The sequence below is a fragment of the Streptodolium elevatio genome, assembly GCF_053592165.1.
Map to the genome: position 1 here is coordinate 186,093 of NZ_JBSFVE010000012.1, position 17,603 is coordinate 203,695.

At 72.0% G+C, this 17,603-nt stretch carries 14 protein-coding genes; 7 read left to right on the forward strand and 7 right to left on the reverse strand.

Going from position 1 to position 17,603, the window contains the following annotated elements:
• Positions 1-94: 94 nt before the first annotated feature.
• A complete protein-coding gene (locus ACWD12_RS22800) occupies positions 95-1,270 on the forward strand; it encodes a sensor histidine kinase (protein ID WP_450101050.1) in 1,176 nt (391 codons plus the stop codon).
• A complete protein-coding gene (locus ACWD12_RS22805; RefSeq protein WP_358355801.1) occupies positions 1,267-1,920 on the forward strand; it encodes a response regulator transcription factor in 654 nt (217 codons plus the stop codon). Before ACWD12_RS22800 ends, ACWD12_RS22805 begins: the two co-directional genes overlap by 4 nt.
• A 296-nt stretch (positions 1,921-2,216) precedes the next feature.
• Here ACWD12_RS22805 and ACWD12_RS22810 read toward each other — a convergent pair whose 3' ends face one another.
• Complete coding sequence (locus tag ACWD12_RS22810) at positions 2,217-3,731, reverse strand: MFS transporter (protein WP_450101051.1); 1,515 nt, start codon at positions 3,729-3,731, stop codon at positions 2,217-2,219.
• A gap of 84 nt (positions 3,732-3,815) precedes the next feature.
• Here ACWD12_RS22810 and ACWD12_RS22815 point away from each other — a divergent pair, with 84 nt between their 5' ends.
• The gene (locus tag ACWD12_RS22815; protein WP_358355798.1) at positions 3,816-4,451 is read left to right on the forward strand and encodes a TetR/AcrR family transcriptional regulator; all 636 of its coding nucleotides are present in this window, start codon (positions 3,816-3,818) and stop codon (positions 4,449-4,451) included.
• Between the two features lie 116 nt (positions 4,452-4,567).
• On the opposite strand, the gene ACWD12_RS22820 is transcribed toward ACWD12_RS22815, so the two are convergent.
• The 4 genes from ACWD12_RS22820 to ACWD12_RS22835 form a co-directional block, all read right to left on the reverse strand.
• The gene (locus ACWD12_RS22820) at positions 4,568-6,589 is read right to left on the reverse strand and encodes an FAD/NAD(P)-binding protein (RefSeq protein WP_450101052.1); all 2,022 of its coding nucleotides are present in this window, start codon (positions 6,587-6,589) and stop codon (positions 4,568-4,570) included.
• A 153-nt stretch (positions 6,590-6,742) separates the two neighbouring features.
• Positions 6,743-7,774: a glutathione S-transferase C-terminal domain-containing protein gene (locus ACWD12_RS22825; protein WP_450101053.1), complete on the reverse strand. Its 1,032-nt coding sequence runs from the start codon at positions 7,772-7,774 to the stop codon at positions 6,743-6,745.
• 516 nt (positions 7,775-8,290) lie between these two features.
• On the reverse strand, positions 8,291-8,554 hold the full coding sequence (locus tag ACWD12_RS22830) for a hypothetical protein (protein WP_358355793.1): 264 nt from the start codon (positions 8,552-8,554) through the stop codon (positions 8,291-8,293).
• A 52-nt stretch (positions 8,555-8,606) separates the two neighbouring features.
• Complete coding sequence (locus tag ACWD12_RS22835) at positions 8,607-9,443, reverse strand: hypothetical protein (protein WP_450101054.1); 837 nt, start codon at positions 9,441-9,443, stop codon at positions 8,607-8,609.
• A 977-nt stretch (positions 9,444-10,420) separates the two neighbouring features.
• On the opposite strand from ACWD12_RS22835, the gene ACWD12_RS22840 reads away from it, so the two are divergent.
• A complete protein-coding gene (locus ACWD12_RS22840; protein ID WP_450101055.1) occupies positions 10,421-10,798 on the forward strand; it encodes an SCO4402 family protein in 378 nt (125 codons plus the stop codon).
• A 25-nt stretch (positions 10,799-10,823) separates the two neighbouring features.
• Here the strand turns inward: ACWD12_RS22840 and ACWD12_RS22845 are convergent, their stop codons facing one another.
• Positions 10,824-11,669 (reverse strand): LLM class F420-dependent oxidoreductase, encoded by an 846-nt coding sequence (locus tag ACWD12_RS22845; protein ID WP_450101056.1) that lies wholly within the window; start codon positions 11,667-11,669, stop codon positions 10,824-10,826.
• 115 nt (positions 11,670-11,784) lie between these two features.
• Between ACWD12_RS22845 and ACWD12_RS22850 the strand changes: the two genes are divergently transcribed.
• From ACWD12_RS22850 to ACWD12_RS22860, 3 genes are all read left to right on the forward strand, one after another.
• Entirely contained in the window at positions 11,785-12,546 is a 762-nt protein-coding gene (locus tag ACWD12_RS22850; protein WP_450101057.1) for an SDR family NAD(P)-dependent oxidoreductase, read from the forward strand.
• 104 nt (positions 12,547-12,650) lie between these two features.
• Complete coding sequence (locus ACWD12_RS22855) at positions 12,651-14,324, forward strand: hypothetical protein (protein WP_450101058.1); 1,674 nt, start codon at positions 12,651-12,653, stop codon at positions 14,322-14,324.
• Positions 14,324-16,330 (forward strand): HAD-IA family hydrolase, encoded by a 2,007-nt coding sequence (locus ACWD12_RS22860; RefSeq protein ID WP_450101059.1) that lies wholly within the window; start codon positions 14,324-14,326, stop codon positions 16,328-16,330. The genes ACWD12_RS22855 and ACWD12_RS22860 overlap by 1 nt, the downstream gene beginning before the upstream one ends.
• Before the next feature lie 284 nt (positions 16,331-16,614).
• On the opposite strand, the gene ACWD12_RS22865 is transcribed toward ACWD12_RS22860, so the two are convergent.
• Entirely contained in the window at positions 16,615-17,532 is a 918-nt protein-coding gene (locus tag ACWD12_RS22865) for an NADP-dependent oxidoreductase (RefSeq protein ID WP_450101060.1), read from the reverse strand.
• Between the last annotated feature and the right edge of the window lie 71 nt (positions 17,533-17,603).

Sequence of the window (17,603 nt, forward strand, 5' to 3'; positions counted from 1 at the left end):
GGACGACGAGTGGTCGGGTGGTGGGACGACGAGTGCCTGCGTGGTGCGGGTGACGTGCGATGACGGAGAGGGGACGGTGGGTACCGTGGAGAGCGTGACCAGCCGTTCCCTCACGCGGATGACCCCCGAGACGTTCGACCGCGTGCTCGCGGTCGGCCTCACGGTGCTGCTGGCCGTGGTGCTCGGCGTCGCGGGATGGAACGACCGGCACGAGGGCATCGCCGCGACCGAGTACCTCAAGGGCGTGGCCCAGCTGGTGGCCTGCATGTCCCTGTGGTTCCGGCGTCGGCGCGCGGTCGCGGTGGCGGTGTTCTGCACGCTGCTCTCGATTCCCGAGCAGGTCATCGCGCTGCCCTTCGCGACGTACGCGGTGGCGCTGTTCGTGGAGGACCGGCGCCGGGTCTTCGCGATCGTGGTGCCGATCAGCATCGTGTGGGCGCGCCCGTGGGACTACACCACGACCGGCGACCTGATCGCCACCGCGTTGCTCGCCCTGGCCCCCGCGCTGTACGGCCTGTACACCGCGTCCCGGCGGCGCCTCATCGCGGCACTGGCGGAGCGGGCCGAACGGGCCGAGCGCGAACAGGAGTTGCGTTCCGAGCAGGCCCGCTCGGAGGAGCGCGCCCGGCTCGCGGGCGAAATGCACGACGTGGTGACGCACCGGGTCAGCCTGATGGTGCTGCAGGCGGGCGCGCTGCGGACCCGCACGTCCGACGACGAGACCCGGGAGGGTCTCGAGGACCTGCGCCTGGTCGGCTGCCAGGCCTTGGAAGAGCTGCGCAACCTGGTCACGATCCTGCGTACCGAGGACCGCTTCGGCTCGGCGCGCACCGCCGAGCCGACGGAGCTGGACCTCTCGCGGCTCGTCGCGGAGTCCCGGGCGGCCGGTGTCGCGGTGGAGCTCGACGTCGTGGACGGGCCGCCGGTGGCGTCGCCGGTGGTGGTGCGGACCGCGTACCGGATCGTGCAGGAGTCGCTGACCAACGTGCACAAGCACGCGCCGGGTGCGCGGGTGGACGTCCGGGTGCGGCACGCCGACGGGTGGTTGCGGGTCACCGTGCTGAACACCGCGCCGACCGGCCCGTACGAGATCAGCTTCGCGGGGGAGGGCACCGGCCTGACCGGGCTGCGGCAGCGCGTCGAGATGGTCGACGGCGCACTGCGCGCCGGTCCGACCGGCGACGGGGGCTTCGAGGTGGCCGCCGATCTCCCGCTCGGCCTCCCCGCCGGGGAGGCCGCAACGGGTGCGGCAGCCGCGGGAGCGAAATGATCAAGGTCCTGGTCGTCGACGACGAGCGCATGGTGTGCCGCATGCTTCGGGCGATCCTCGGCAGTGCGGACGACATCGAGGTGGTCGGCGAGGCGTACGACGGGGCCGAGGCGGTGGAGTCGGTCATCCGCCTGGCGCCCGACGTGGTGTTCATGGACCTGCACATGCCCGGCGTTGACGGCATCACCGCGATCGGGCGCATCGCGCGCATGCCTTCCCCGCCGCGGGTGGTCGTGCTCACGACCATCGACCCCGACCAGTACGTGCTGCGGGCGCTCCACGCGGGTGCGGCCGGGTTCCTGCTCAAGGACACGCCTCCCGAGGAGCTGATCGGCCTGGTGCGGGTGGCCCACGAGGGACACACGGTGTTGTCCCCGGCGGCGACGCGTGGCCTGGTCAGCGCCTCGGCGGACCACGACGCGGTACGCCGCCGCGCGCTGTCGCGCATCGGCGAACTGACCGAGCGCGAACGCGAGGTGCTCGCGTGTCTGGGCGAGGGGCTCGCGAACGCCAACATCGCCGAGAGGCTGTGCCTGAGCGAGGCGACGGTGAAGGGCTACGTCTCGCGCCTGCTCGACAAATTGCACTGCGACAACCGCACGCAGGCCGGGATCGTCGCGTACGACGCGGGGCTGGTCGCGCGTCGGTAGCGACGAAGGCGGAAGGCGCGGGTTGCGAGGGCGGGAGCGCGAGTGCGAAGGCCGTGGAGGGGAGTCGGCTGCCGACGGGGACGGCGAGGCGCGAGAGCAGCGAGAGCGGCGACGGCGTACGACGCGGCGACGGGGTACGACCGCAAAGGCGTACGACGCGGCCGTGCGGCCCGGATGCCGGGGTCGGCGGGCGTCCGGGCCGCACGGTGCGACGGCGTTGCGTCGGGTCGGGGGTGGGTGGTCGTGCGGCGTGTCGGGCGAAGTGCGGCGCGTTGTGCGGGAGTCGGCGGTGCGGTTCAGCCCACCGACGACGGCTGCGCGTGCGGCCGGGCGTCGGAGCCGGACTTGACGGCTGACCCGAGGGCCGCGGTGTCGGGCGGGCCCGCACGGTGCGCGGCCCAGCCGACGACGATTCCGAGGACGGCCGCGGCGCCCATCAGGATCGACTGGATCTCGAAGGCGCGGCTGAAGCTGTCGACCGCGGCGTCGAGCGGGTGGGCTCCCGCGGCGCGCCGCTCGTCGCGGTAGCTCGTGGCGATCGTGACGATGACGGCGATGCCGATGGCCGCGCCGATCTGCTGGCAGGTGGTGACCATCGCGGAGGCCACCCCGCCGTCCGCCTCGCCGGCGCCGCCGGTGGCGACCTGGATGACGGCGACGAAGGCCATGCCCAGGCCCAGTCCGGCGACGACGAGTGCGGGCATGAGGTGGGCCGCGAAGGAGCTTTCGGCGTCCAGGCGGCTCAGCGCGTACATACCGCCCGCGGCGATCGCGGGGCCCAGCGCCAGCGGTACGGCCGGTCCGCGCGTGGCCAGGAGCTTGGCGGTGACCGCGCTGGCGACCCCCATACCGACGCTGAACGGCAGGTAGGACAGGCCGGTGCGGAGCGGGGACCACTCCTGCACGTTCTGCATGTAGAGGGTGAGGAAGAAGAACATCGCGAACAGCCCGCCGGCCGCGACCAGGACCATGAGCTGGGCCAGCACCGCCTGGCGGATCTTGAGCAGGCTGCGCGGGATGAGCGGTTCCGCGGCCGAGCGCTGGCGCAGCGCGAATCCCAGGGCGAGGACCGCGGCGCCGACGAGGCCGGCGATCGTCCGGCCGGAGTCCCACGGGTGGGTGTCGGTCTCGACCACCGTGTAGACGAGCAGGAGGACCGCCAGGGTGCCCAGTGCGGCACCCGCGAAGTCCGGTGCGCGGACCGGCGCGCTGCGGTCGTCGGCCGGGATCACCCGGGGCAGCAGGAACAGCGCGACGGCGCCGACCGGCAGGTTGATCAGGAAGATCCAGCGCCAGTGGGTCCATTCGACGAGCGCGCCGCCGACCAGCAGGCCGGTCGCTGCGCCGAGGCCGGTCAGGGCCGCCCAGATGCCTAGTGCCCGGGCGCGTTCCCCGCGCTCCCGGAAGGTCGCGAGCAGGATCGACAGCGCCGCGGGGGACAGCAGCGCGCCGGCTATGCCCTGCGCGGCGCGGGCGGCGATCAGCGTTCCCGCGTTGGGGGCCAGGCCGCACGCTGCCGAGGCCAGGACGAAGGCGGCGAGGCTCCAGCCGAACAGGCGGCGCCGGCCGAGCAGGTCGGCCAGCCCTCCGCCGATGAGCAGGAAGCCGCCGAAGGTCAGGAAGTACGCGTTGGTGACCCAGGACAGCGAGCTCTCGGAGAACTTCAGGTCCGACCCGATGGTCGGCAGTGCCACGTTGACGATCGTGTCGTCGATGAGCAGAACGAACTGCGCGGTGCAGACGAGCAGGAGCACGAATCTGGGATCGACGGTCTTGGTGCGTGCGGTGGCAGCGGTGCCGTGGGTCGGCATGGACCCCTCCTACATTCGTAGAACTGACTTCTACGTTTGTAGGGATAACTTCTACGCACGTCAAGTCGTGCGCATAATGGATGGATGTCAGCCACGGAAGATGTCGCCCACGAGCGGGTGCCCGGCGGGCCGCCGGGCCGCCGCGTACAACTGCTCGACGCGGCGATCCGGGTCCTCGCGGCCCACGGCCTGCGCGGCCTCACCCATCGCGCCGTCCAGCAGGAGGCCGGGCTGCCGCACGGTTCGGTGACGTACTACTTCAAGACGCGCGACCAACTGGTGTTCGGTGTCATCGACCGCATGACCGAGTTGGAGCGGCGGCAGGCCGGCGAGGTCGCCGACGAACTGCTGCGCACGATGGCGGTACGCCCGTTCCGGCCGGACTACCCGCGCATAGCCGAACTCACCCACGCCTGGTGGTCCACCAGTCGGGACCGCCAACTGGCGCGCTACGAAATGCAGTTGGCGGGCACGCGCGAGCCGGCGATCCAGGAGGCGATGAGCCGTTCGGCGCGCGAGTTCTGGAAGCTGACCGAGTTGGTGGCCCTGGCCAGCGGGTCACAGGACGCGGCCAATGACGGCGAAGTGCTGCTCGCGTTCATCGACGGCATGATGTTCCACTTCCTGGTGCACAAACCCGAGAACCCCAAGTACCTGGAGACCGGGCTGCGCATGGCGATCGAGTCGCTGCGCGTGGGAGCTGAGGACGCGGCCGGCTGACGTGGCCGGTTGACGCGGAGCGCGTCGGTCGGAGGTTGTCGGTCAGGGTGGTGACTCGGTCAGGCCCACTCGGTCAGGCCCACTCGGTCAGGGCGAGTCGGGTCACGGGGAGTCGGTCATACGGCAACGCGTACCGGGTCCGTGCTCGCCTCGCCGCGCCGCACGAGCGACGTGAGCACGGTACGCGCCAGCGCGTCGCTGACGAGCAACGCCTGTGCGTCGTGCCCGGGTTTCGCGAACCCGTGCACCGTGACGCCGCCCGTCACGCCGGGGCCGACCGCGAAGCGCGCCGGGTGCGCCGTGCCGTCCGCGGCCACCAGGCGCTGTTCGCCGGGGAGTGTGCGCACGCGACCGGACGGGCGCCCGGCGAGGATCTCGTCCGCGGCCTCGCCGCGGGCGTACAGCGCGCGCAGCAGCGGATCCCGAGCACGCGCCGGGGACGGCAGCGGCAGGCGGGACTCGACGAGCGCGCGCGTGCGCACCGGCGCGGCCACGGACGCCCCCTGCGCGGTGAAGCCGTCCGCGTCCGCGGCGACCGCCACGTCCTCGCCGAGGAAGCGGACCACCCCGGCCCGCGACAGTGCCAGCAGTTCTTCGAGCCGCGGCCGCGGCGGACCGCTGGACAGATAGCTGAAGAAGCCGTGGAAGCCCGGCATGTCCTCGCGCCGCGAGCGCTCCGAGAGTTCCCCCGCGGCGGCCAGCCGGCCGATCGTGCTGTACGCCGCCCCCAGCGCCTGCTGCGCCGCGAGGTCCGGGCTGAAGCGCGCGTCCGCACGGCGTGCGATGTCGGCCGCGACATGCGCGCGTATCGCGTCGTCGAGCGCGGCGAAGTCCCCGAACCTGCGGCCCGCCAGCGGGCGGTCCAGCAGGACGTGGTCGAAGCGGTCCGCCGGATCGGGCACGGTCCGCGCGACCAGCGACGACGTCGCGCGGGTCGGGGGCAGGGCACGCGTACCGTCGGAGCCTGCGACGAAATCGTCGGCCAGCCGGGCGAATTCGCCGGAGAAGGCGTCCCAGTCCACAGTCGTGCGGTCGCGGTGCGCGGTGAACAGCCGGTGGTAGTGCGCCCAGGCCATGTCGAGGTGCACGAGCGGCCGGATGTCGCGGTCCAGTTCCCAGCCCGCGCCGGGACGGGGCGGCAGGCGCCGCAGGGTTTCGGCGGTGAGGAAGCGCGGCGCGGCGGCCACCCGGCTGTCGGCGAACCGGTAGCCGATCTTCGACCGGTACGGCACCCCGCGGCGTGACGCGGCCAGCAGCACCGGCTCGCGTCCCGACGCGCGATAGTGCAACACGCCGTCGGTGCCGCGGACGAACCGGCCGCCCCGCCCCGAGGTCACCCGCACCATCAGGTCGACGAACGCCAGGCCCATACCGCGGGCTATGACCGGTTCGCCCGGCCGCAGCACCGAGACGTCCGGCTCGTTGCCGCACGGCACGAACGCCAGGTTGTGCACGGCGGCATGGGCCGACAACCGCCGCTCCTCCGGCTCCGGTCCGACGTCGACGTGGCCCTGGGTCAGCACCAACGCGTCCACCGTGATCCGCGTCCCGTCCGCGAGTTCGACGCGCTGGCGGAGCGGCACGCCGGGCACGTCGACCACGTCCACGGCCCGCGAGCGGTGGACCGCCACCCGGACATTCGGCGGCGCAGCGGCGACCGTCCGGCGGAACGCCCAGGCCAGATACGCGGACAGCAGCGGCCGGCTCGCGAACCACTGCGGCGTGAGCCGGGCCAGTTCCTCGGCGAACGGTGCGAGTTCGGCGGACAACCGTCCCTCGCGGGCCTCGGCCGCCCGGTCGCGCCCCCACTCCCACAGCGACGGCCCGGGGCGGACAGGACCCGCACAGGTGCTCGTCTCGTCGGTGAACACCGTGATGTCCGACGCGAACGAATTGGTCCACAGCAAGGACGACTGCTCGCGCCGCCATATGCGTCCGCCGCCAGGCGGGTGCGGGTCGACGACGTGGACGTGCAGTTGGCGGTCCTCCGCGAGCAGGTCGGGTGCGTTCGCACACAGGCGTTCGAGCAGTGACGTACCGCCGGGACCACAGCCGATGACGGCGACGGACAGCGGAGCTCGGACAGGTGGGACGTCGGCCAACAGGACCTCGGGGGTGCGGCGGAAACGCAGGTGCAAGTGGCGACAGACGCTACGAAGCCCGGCGAACGCTGTCAACGGCGCACGACGTCCGGCCGGTTGGCGGGGGCTGCGGAGGACAGGCGGCCGGCGCGCGATCCGCGTCCGGCCGTCCCGTATTTGTCGTGGTCAGGAGCACCGTCGGCCGCAGCGTCAGCCGCACGCCCCCCGCGCGCCGACGGCCGGGCGATCGGGCAACCCGGTGAGCCGCGGCCAGTCCACTATCGGCACTGAACTGCCGCCTGCCGCGGGCCCCCGGCAGCTGCTCGTATGGTGCCGGGCGATGTGGTCGAGGCGGACGTTGCCGCCGAAGGACGGGTTCGCGAGCAGGCGCTCGAAGTAGTTCCACAGCGCGGGGTGGTCGGCGATGCGGTGCACGTCCTCGGCGCGCAGGTGCAGCCGGTGCACCGCGTCCACGTGCAGCAGCGTGGTCCACAGGTGCACATCGGCGGCGGTCAGGTGGTCGCCCAGCAGGAACGGGCGCTCCGACAGGTGGTGTTCGAGCCGGCCGAGGGCGTCGAGGACGGTTCGCATCGCCTCTTCGTACCGGGCACCCGCCCGTGCGCGGCCCGCCTGCTGCGCGCCCTCCCATACGTCGTCGTCGAACAGCGCACCGAGGCGCGCGAGATCGGCGGCGGCGCCGGTCGGGTGGAGCACGGGGTGCGGCGGTCCGGCGTCCGGGTGCCCCATGCGGAACCCGGGAGTGGGGTCGGAGAACGCGGTGGCGAGGTCGTACAGGATGTGCGGCGTCTGGTTGCTGACGATCCGTCCGCTCCAGCGGTCCCACAGAACAGGGACGGACACCGGGCCGTCGTAGTGGTACTCGGTGGCCTCGTAGGCCTCACGCAGCAGCGCGAACCCCGCGACCGTGTCCAGGCCGTGCCCGTCGCCGGGGCGGAAGGCCCAGCCGCGTCCGTCGCGGACCGGGTCGACGACGGACATGGACACGCGGTCCTCGAGGCCGCAGAGGCTGCGGGTGATCGCGGTGCGCAGCGAGCGCGGACAGGCCAGACAGACGTACAGGTGGTAGCGGTGCGGGTCGGCGGTGAATCCGCTGCCCGGGGCGCGGCCGATGCGGCCGCCGAAGCGCGGGGCCGGGCGCCCGAGCGTCCGGTGGCGTCCGTGGACGCGGAAATCGACGGGGTCGGCGGACCTGGGCAGGCGTACGGGGGGCTGGGCGTGCATGCGGGACTCCCTGGAGGCCGAGTCGGGCAGGGAAAACTGCGGTGCGTGCGGCGGCACGGGTGGGCCGAGGCACACGGGTACGCGGACACAGGGTCGGTGGGCGGACGGACGCGGAGCGTGGGCGCGCGTACTCGCGGCGCGCGGGGTCTTGCCGCGCGGGCGGACAGACGGGCCGGTGCTCGGAGAACGCACTCACGGGTTCGCACGGGCCTGAACAGCCGACGCGCGACAGAGGCTAGGCCGCGCTGCAGACCCGGAGGAGATCGATGTGACGGCGCCTCAGAAAGCGCCCGGAGACGAGGGGGAGTGGTCGGGGGAAGTCCGTACCGCGTGTGCCGCGCATCGTCGTCCCCCTCCCCGGCTTCGCCAGTTCGGATTATTCGCGCGGCGTCCATATATCGTCAATAGGCCGTCCACGGCCCGGACCAAGCCTGACCACGCTGTGGGATGCGGGAGCAGGGCGGCCGGTGATCCGTGCGGTCCGGCGGTCCCGACAGCCGGGCGAACCGGGCGCGGTCAGTAGCCGGGGATCGGGCGGCGCTCATGGCGTTTGACCCACGCGCCCGGGCCGGTGTCCCAGTTGTGCCGGCCCATCGCCTCGCACACGAGGCACGCCTCCTGCTTGCCCACCGCCGCGATGCGTCCGCCGATCCGCGCGGCCCTGCCGACGTAGCGCCAGCCGTCGCCGTCACACGTCATACAGACCACCGTCAGGTCCTCGGGGAACCCGGGCGGCGGCTCCGGAGAGTTCTCCGGCTGGTCCGGAGTGCTGTCGTCCACTGCGTCCCACCGTAGCCGGGTGAGCCGACCGACGGGTCGGTGCGACGCGGCTTCACCCGGAAGGAGGGCTGTTCGGCGCCGGCCCGGGCGTGTCGGCCAGGGGCTTGTGCGGTGCGGAGGCGGGCGCGGCATCGGGGACCGGCCGCGCGGCGCGGGGACGTACGCGCTCGTACCCGCGGACCGCCGCCTTGCGGATGCCGCGCGCGAAAGCGCCCTCGTCGATGCCCTTCGACTCTCGGTAGAGCCGCACGAACCCCATGATCATCGCGGCCCCGATCGCGATCAGGTGCTCGCGGCCCGCGAGGTTCGGGACGGCGATCGACTCGATGATCATCGACAGGCTGGTGAGCGAGAACAGCACCGGCGCGCGCTTGACCACCGCGATGTACGAGAACAGGCCGACGACCGCCGCGGACGGGCCGGTGTCCAGGACGTACGCCTCGTGCCGCCCGATGCCGAGCGGGTGGTCGGGGCCGAGCCAGATCATGAAGCGGGCGGACATCGTGCCGGCGAGCGTGGCGACGTACGACACCAGCAGCGTGCGCTTCCAGCCCAGGGTCAACTGAGCCAGCGCGAACGCGATGAACAACTGGGTGAGGCCGGCCCAGACCGGGAGGTTGAGGGCCGGGACGTAGAGCGACACGGGCGTGCGGAGCAGCGCGATCGGGAGCGGGAGGCTCGCCTGCACCCCGCCGATGATGCGCACGAAGTCGTAGCCCCAGTCGGTGAGGTGGATCGCGTGCAGCACGATCACGCCCAGACAGGCGATCACCGCGAGGTTGAGCCCGCCCCAGCGGCGGTTGACGATCAGTTCGCGGAACGGCGCGACGACGATCGACTTGAACTCGTTGGCGAGCGTGCGCCACAGGAAGAGCAGGACTCGCAACACGGTCTGACGTACTCCCGACTGTCGCCGCAGGCGGCTGGACCCTCCTTGCGGGGCAACCGAGGCACCCCTCCCCAAAACGCCACCCTTGCACACTTTGCGTATAAACAGTTCAGAAGGGGTGGCCGTAGGAGAGGCGAGCGATCACGAGCGCGGAAAATCGGCAGCAGCAGCCCCCCAGTCTGAGTGACGCATAAGGAAGAGACGGAGTTCCCCGCCGGTCCCCGCCCGGGCCCTTACCGCCCGACCGGCCCCGGAACCATCCGGCCCGCGGCCTGACCGGCCCCTCGTGGCCATCCGGTCCGCGGCCCGACCGGCCCGTGTTGCCTGTCCTGCCCCGCCCGGCGACAGGGGACGAGACTGTCCGGTCCGGCGCCTCGGCAGGGCCGCACCGCCGGGCGGAGGTAGCCCGACTGGGCACGACAACGCTCAGTCGCCACCACGCCACCGCTTGAGCCAGTTGATGCGACACTCGGCCACGTTCCGCAGGCTGTACGTCTTGTGCCCCAGGGGCGCGGCCCGGCCCCGACGTGCGTCGCGGGCCCACTCCTGTGGTCAGCACGTGGACGACCGCCGCAGCGGTCCGCGAAGCTGGAGCAATGCCGGGGCAACGGAACAGGAAGCGCAAGAAGCAGGACGAGTACCGGCGGTTTGCTGCTCGCACCGCACCCGGCACGGGTCGCTGGGTGGTCGTTCTTGAGACTCAAGACGAGTCCGAGTGGCGTGACCAGCTGATCCGCCTGCGATCCGGAGAGAACCAGATCGACTGGTCAAGGACCCGCATTGACATGTTCTGCGGGCGCCTCACGCATCCGACGACCCACAGGCTGAGCCTGTTCGTACCGGACCAGGACAGCACGAGCCATTGACAGGTCCGACCTCTTTCTCGCGTCTCTGACCCGCGCGGCAGCTCTCATCTGCGGCAAGAACCTTCGGCGCCACACCGGTCCGGTCGATTGCGAGTTGGGTACCTTGCGCTCGTGGCCGATCACGGGATTCCTTTCCCTCACTGCCGCCGCCATGTCGTGTCGGCGGTCGTGGGGCTGGCCAGTCCGACGTGGCGGCGGGAAGTGTGGCTCGACCCGGATCAGTTCGAGGACCTCGGCTACGCCGTGCACGTGCTCTTCGACGACTTCTGCGACGCGGACGATCCGCTGCCCTGGCTGGGGCAAACTCTCCGCACCGAGGGGGAAGTCGAACTGATGGGACGGCTTGGTGTCGCGTACGGGGCGGTGCAGGACGCGGTCGGCGCGGATGCGTGCGATGAGGTCTACCTGGATGCGGCGGGGTGGCCCGCCGTGGTTGGGGCGGCGGTGCGGTTGGCTCAGGTGTTGGTGGTGAATGACCACAGCGCTTGAGTCGGCCTGAGGACGCCGGGCGGCGCTAGTCGGGGAGGAACGTCTTTGCGTAGTGGTCGAGGGTGGCCAGGACCTCGTCTCTCGGGGCGTGGGGGACTGTCAGGACGACTTGCTCGATCACGCCCAGTTCGCGGTAGCGCTCGAGTTCGGCCGGGGTGGGTGGGAAGCCGCCGCACGGGATGATGCGCAGGTCCGCCGGATCCCGCCCGATGCGCTCGCACGCCGCGCGTATCTGCGGCAGACCGTATTCGACGCTCATGCTCCCCACCGGCAGCCACCCGTCCCCGTACTCGGCCACGTGCTCCGCAAGGACCGGCCCGCCGAAGCCGCCGAGCAGCACCGGTGGTCCGCCTGCCTGGAGGGGTTTCGGCCAACACCAGCTGGGCGAGAACCGGACGTGCCGGCCGTCGTACGACGCCACCTCCTCTCGCCACAACTCCCGCATGGCGAGGACCCGTTCGCGGACCGCGCCGCGTCGGTGCGACCAGACCACGCCGTGGTCCTCCGCCTCTTCCTCGTTCCATCCGAACCCCACCCCGAACTCGAACCGTCCGCCCGACAGCAGGTCGAGCGACGCCACGGCCTTCGCGGTCACGATCGGTTCGCGCTGCGCGAGCAGGCACACGCCGGTGCCCAGCCGCAGGCCGCGTGTCGCGCCAGCGGCCGCGGTGAGGGCGATCAGCGGGTCCAGCGTGTGTCCGTATTCGACCGGAAGTTCGTCGAACATCGGCAGATTGCTGCGCCTGCTCGTCGGCAGATGCGTGTGCTCGGAAACGAAAAGCGAGGCGAAGCCGCGTTCCTCGGCCGCGACCGCGATCTCGGTGACGGTAATTGTCAGGTCGGTCGCGAACATCGTGAGTCCGAATTTCATCGCCCCTCCGGATGGCCGAAATATGATGGACCGCGGATCCGTATCGGTGGATTCCGCATCCCGGTGCCGTACCGCACGGAATCATGGCCGAAAACCTGGAGCAGGGGGAACAGGCATGGGAATGTTCGATCTTGACGGGCGTTCGGCATTCGTCACCGGTGCGTCGCGCGGCATCGGCAAGGCGACCGCGCTCGCGCTGGCCGCCGCCGGGGCCGACGTCGCGCTCGTGGCCCGCGCGGCCGACGCCCTCGACGTCGTCGCCGACGAGGTCAAAGCGCTCGGCCGACGCGCGCTCGTGCTGCCGTGCGACGTCACCGACGCCGAGGCGGTGGCCGCCGCGGTCCGGGCCGCGGTCGACGGGCTCGGGCACGTCGACACCGTCGTGAACAACGCGGGCGGCGTTCCGGCCGCGGGTCCGGCGGCCGGCCTCGACCCGGCCGCCTGGGAGGCCGCCTGGCGCCTGAACGTCGACTCCGCAGTGAACGTATGCCGTTCCCTGGCAACGGAGTTGCTGTCCCGGAACGGCGCCTCGGTGATCAACATGACCTCGGTGGCGGGCATGCTCGGCGTGCCGTTCCTGGCCGCGTACGGAACCGCCAAGGGCGGCATCGTCGCGCTCACCCGGAGCCTGGCCGCCGAGTGGGCGGCGGTCGGCGTACGCGTCAACGCGATCTGTCCGGGCCCGGTCTGCACCGACCTCAACCGCCCCTTCTGGGAGCACCCGGCCGCTCGCGAGCAGACCGCCGCCATCGTGCCGATGCGCCGCTGGGGGCAGCCCGAGGAGGTCGCCGCCGTCGCGGTGTTCCTCGCCTCGCCCGCCGCCTCATACATCACCGGGCAGGTTCTCGCAGTCGACGGAGGCCAGTCCGCCGTTTAAATCGCCGTAAACAAACGGAAGTTCGGACGCCGTTTGTCGAGATTGTGTGTGCGAGTCAAACTTTCTCTTCTTGGTGCGTGGCGGGCGCTGTTAGAAAGCCCGCCATGGAGCAGGTAAGGAAGATCATCGATGACTGGCGTAACCGGATCGAGGACCATCCACTGCACCAGTGGCTGGTCGAGGAAGACGACACGGAGCCGGAAAAGAAACTCTGGTTCTCGCTGTACTTCACGAACTTCATCATGTATTTCCGCGAACTGAACATCTACCACATCGCCTACGACTCGACGACGATCGGCGGGACGGGCGGGACCGGCACAACGCCCGGGGCCGGCCCGGCGGGCAGCCCCGGGGGCAGCCCGGCAGGCGGCAGCGGTGCGCCGCCGCCCCCGCTCGACGCCCCGCGTGCCGCACTGACCGGTCACGCCGACGAGGACATGACCCACTCCCGGCTGTTCATGGCGGACTTCAAGACCCTGGGCTGGGACGACCTGCTGGAGTGGAAGCCGTCGGAGGTCTTCCACTGGCTGTTCAGCAGCGAGGTCAACGAGCAACTGCGCCGCCGCACCACCGCGATCACCAAGCTCTACATCGAGGCGCAGGACCCGGCCGTACGCTACGCCGTCGTCGAGGCGATCGAAGCCTGCGGCAACGCCCTGTTCCGGCACACCTCGCAACTCGCCGACCGCTACACGGCCAGGACCGGCCGCGAACTCATCTACTGGGGGCAGTACCACCTCGAACGCGAGACCGGCCACGCCGTCGAGGACGAGCACGAGGCCGTGTTCGCCGACATGGAGCTCACCCAGGAGCAGCGCGACGACGCGATCCGCCTCGCGGTACGCGCCTTCGAGCTCATCGACGAGCAGAACAGCCACATGCTGCAACTCGCCCAGGAGACCCTGTCGCAGGGCGGATTCGCGTTCCGCCGCCGTACGCAGGCCAGTCCGCCCACAGACGTCGAGGCCATCGAACGCGAAGGCGACTACCAGGGCGACGCCCTGTGGCCGGAGGGCTACACGTTCAACTTCTGGCCCACCGACCCGCATCCAACGCAGCAACCGCTGGTCGCCGCGCTGCGCCACGAGACCGACAAGGTCGCGGACTCCGGCGTCCTCGACTTCTTCCGCGTCGACGACCTCGACGAGGGCGCGGCCCGCCTGCGGCTCGCGCTGCTGTTCATGGCCACCGACACCACGGGCACCCCGACCGTGTACCGGCACATGGTCCCGTACGCGTTCCCGGCCACTCCCGCCGAACGCGCCGTCAACCGCCTTGCCGCGCGCTTCGGTTCGCGCTCGAAGATGCTGTACGTCGACTGGCGCTCGCTCGGCCTCGACGACCGGCTCAACTGGCCGGTGAGCCGCACCCTCGAGTTCATCTACCTCGACCGCGCCACCGAGACGCACCGCGACCTGCGCGCCGTCGTCACCCACCACATCGACGTCACCACCGACCCCCTGCTGCGCTACTGGACGGTCGTCGCCCTGAAGAAGATGACCGCGACGTACGCGGACGCGGTCGGCTCGCTCGCCCGGCGCGTCGAGGAGAAGACCGGTCTTCCGCTGCCCTACCTGACGCTCAAGCGCAGCCCGCACGAGCCGGCCATGGAACCCGACCCGCAGGCCGACGCCGTGCGGTTCGACACCTGGGCGGCGGCGCCGGAGACCGTCGACGCGGCGCGCGCCGCCATCGAGGGCATCGCCACGTCCATCTTCATCCGCTACCACCGCATGCTCGACTCGCGGCGGCTGCGCGACTACCCCGAGGTCGCCTGATGGCAGAGGACCCGACGCCCGGTCCGGTGAAGGCCGTCGTCTTCGACGTCGGCGGAGTGCTCGCGCACCCGCCCGGCGGACCGATGGCGCCGCCCAAGGACTTCTTCGGTCCGTCCGGCGCCGACGGCGACCACCCGTGGCACCGTCTGGAACGCGGCGAGATCACCCTCACCGACCTGTTCCGGGCGGCGATGTCCGGTGAGGTGCCGGGGGGGATGCCGCTGCCTCCGATGCCGCCCGGCATGCCCATGCCGCCGATGCCCCCGCCGGGCGCCGGTGGACCGGGTGGACCGGCCGGATTCCCAGGCGGCTTCCCCGGGGGCGGACCCGCCGGCATGCCGCCGTTGCCGCCGCCCGGGGCACCTCTGCCACCGGGCATGCCGTTGCCGCCGCCGTTCACGCTCGACGACGCGTACCTCGGCCTCGCCCGCGACCTGGCAGCGGCAGGTGTGCCGCTCGCCCTGTGCACCAACGCGGTACGCGAACTGGAACCGCTGTGGTGGGACCTCCACCCGTGGGCGGAGCTGTTCCCGGTCATCGTGCGCTCCTACGAACTCGGCGCCCGCAAGCCCGATCCGCGGATGTACCACGCCGTCCTCGAAGGCCTCGGGACCTCGGCCGCGGAGACGCTCTTCGTCGACGACTCGCCCGCCAACATCGCGGCCGCCGCCGAACTCGGCTTCGCCACCGTGCTCGTCGCGGGCGACCACAAGGACGTCGCGGCGCTGGTGTGGCGTGCGGTCGGCCTCGACGACCCCGGCACCGTGGCGACGCCTCCCGGATCACCGGCGGAAGCGGCCCGCGTGGCGGAACCGACGCCCGCGGTGACGCGGCGGAACAGGGCGGAAGCAGCCGCCGCCGAGTCGCCCGCCGCGGTCCGGGAATCACCCCCGGTGGCGGACCAAGTTCTGCTAGCGGTACGTGAGTTCGCCGCGACGCTGGCACCGCGAGCGGCCGAGGTCGAAACCGCCGGCCGGGTACCCGACGACGTCGTCGCCGGCCTGCGCGCCACCGGGCTCCTCGGCGCGCTGTTCCCCACCCACCTCGGCGGCCCCGGAATGACGCCGTATCAGATCGTGAGCGCGATCGAGGAGTTGGCGTACGCCGACGCCTCGGTCGCCTGGTGCGCCGCGATCGGTATCGACGCCGGGCTGTGCGCGATGCACTGGGACGACGAGCAGGTACGGGCGGTCTTCCCCTCGCCCGACCGGCTGCTCGCCGCCGTGCTGCCACCGCTCGGCCGGGGCCGCCGGGTCGCCGGCGGATACCGCGTGTCGGGCCGCTGGGCGATGGCGAGCGGCATCCAGGCCGCCGACCACGTCCTGTGCGGCATCCTCGCCGAGGACGACACGCCCTCGTGGCGTGTCGCACTGCTCGACACGTCGGCGGTGCGGGTCGTGGAGACCTGGAACACCACCGGCCTCCGCGGCACCGGGTCACACGACTTCGAGGTGCACGACGCCTTCGTGGCCCGCGGGAACACCTTCGTGTTCACCGATCCGCCGCTCCGCACCGACCCGTTGTACGCGACGGCGGACCACCTCGTCGCCAAGATGGCGGGGGTAGCGCTCGGCATCGGACGGGCGGCGCTGGACGCCACCCGCGATCTGCTGCTCGACAAGACCGACTCGATGACCCGTCAGAAGGTGGGCCGCAACCCGCGCGTGCAGGCCGGCTTCGCGCACGCCGAGACCCTGGTCGGCGCGGCCCGGGCGTACGTGCGCACCACGCTGGAGGACAGTTGGGCGACGCTCGCCGCGGGCGGCACGCCCGACCGCGGACCGGGCGCGCTCGCCCGCCGGTACGCCTTCCGTGCCTGCCGCGAGGCCGTCCAGACGCTGTATGACCTGGCCGGGTCGAGCGCCGTCTACACCGACCGCACGCCACTGGACCGCCAGTTGCGGGACATCGCCACGGCGTCGCAGCACATCGCCGTCCAGGACCGCATGCTGGAGGCGGTCGGCGACCTGCGTCTCGGGGGTGAACCGTTCTCGCCGTTCCTGTGACGCTCGGGCCGCGCCTCCGCTGACGTACCTGCTGTCGGGCGTGCGAGCCACCGTGGGACGAAGTGGGCGCACGAGAACGCAAGTCGGCCGTGCGCCGTGCCCGTGGGAAGACGGAAAACGGGCACGGCACACGGCCGACGGTCTCAGTGACGTCGTCGACGACTGTGACGACTGTGATGGCAATGACAGTGGCGACAAGCGACAAGCGACAGGCCACAGGCGACAAGCGCAGTCGTCGAAGCCCGCTGCCGCTGCCGCGGTCGGGACGGCGCCGACGGCCGGACTCAGGGGACGAGCACGACCTTCCCGCGACCGTGCCCCGCTTCGACGATCCGATGCGCCTCCGCCGCCTCGGCGAGCGGCAGCCGCTGCCGTACGTGGACCGCGAGCGCACCCTTCTCGTACAAGTCGACCAACTCGCCCAGCCGAGCGGTCGTGCGGGCCCCGGGGCCGCCGCGCAGGCCCACGGCACCGAGGCGCTCGGCGCCCTCGAAGTCGATGATCGTGCCGATGCGCGAACGGTCGGCGACCAGCTCGACGGACGCGTCCAGCGCCCCGCGCCCGGCGGCGTCCAGCACCGCGTCCACGCCTTGCGGGGCCGCGGCTCGCACCCGGGCGGCGAGACCGTCCCCGTACACCACCGGGGTCGCGCCCAGCGCCCGCACGTAGTCGTGGTTGGCCTCGCTCGCGGTGCCCACGGCCACGGCGCCCCAGGCGACGGCCAGTTGGACCGCCGCCGTACCGACCCCGCCCGCGGCGGCGTGCACCAGCACGGTGTCGCCGGGACCCACCCGCAGTTCGCGCAGCGCACGGTGCGCGGTCTGGCCGGACGCCGACATCACGCCCGCGACCTCCCAGGGCATCGACGCGGGCTTGCGGACCACCTGGTCGACGGGCACGACAACGGCCTCCGCGTACGACCCCAGCATCGACCAGCCCAATACCTCGTCCCCGGCGGAGAATTCGGTGACCCCGTCCCCGACCGCGTCGACCACCCCCGCGAACTCGTTGCCCGGCACGAGAGGGAGGTCGACCGCCATCGACGGCGGCCCGAACCCGCGGCGCAGCATCGTGTCGGCCGGCTGCACGCCCGCGGCGCGTACCAGAACCCGGATGCCGCCCGGCCCGGGCTCCGGGGTGGGCACCTCCGTGAGCCGCAGCACGTCGGGCGTGCCGAATTCGGTGAGCAACACAGCGTGCATGGGCCACATCCCGTCGGTTCGGGCGCGGTCGCCGTACGCACCGCGCTCACCCTCACGATGCAACTTGAAGT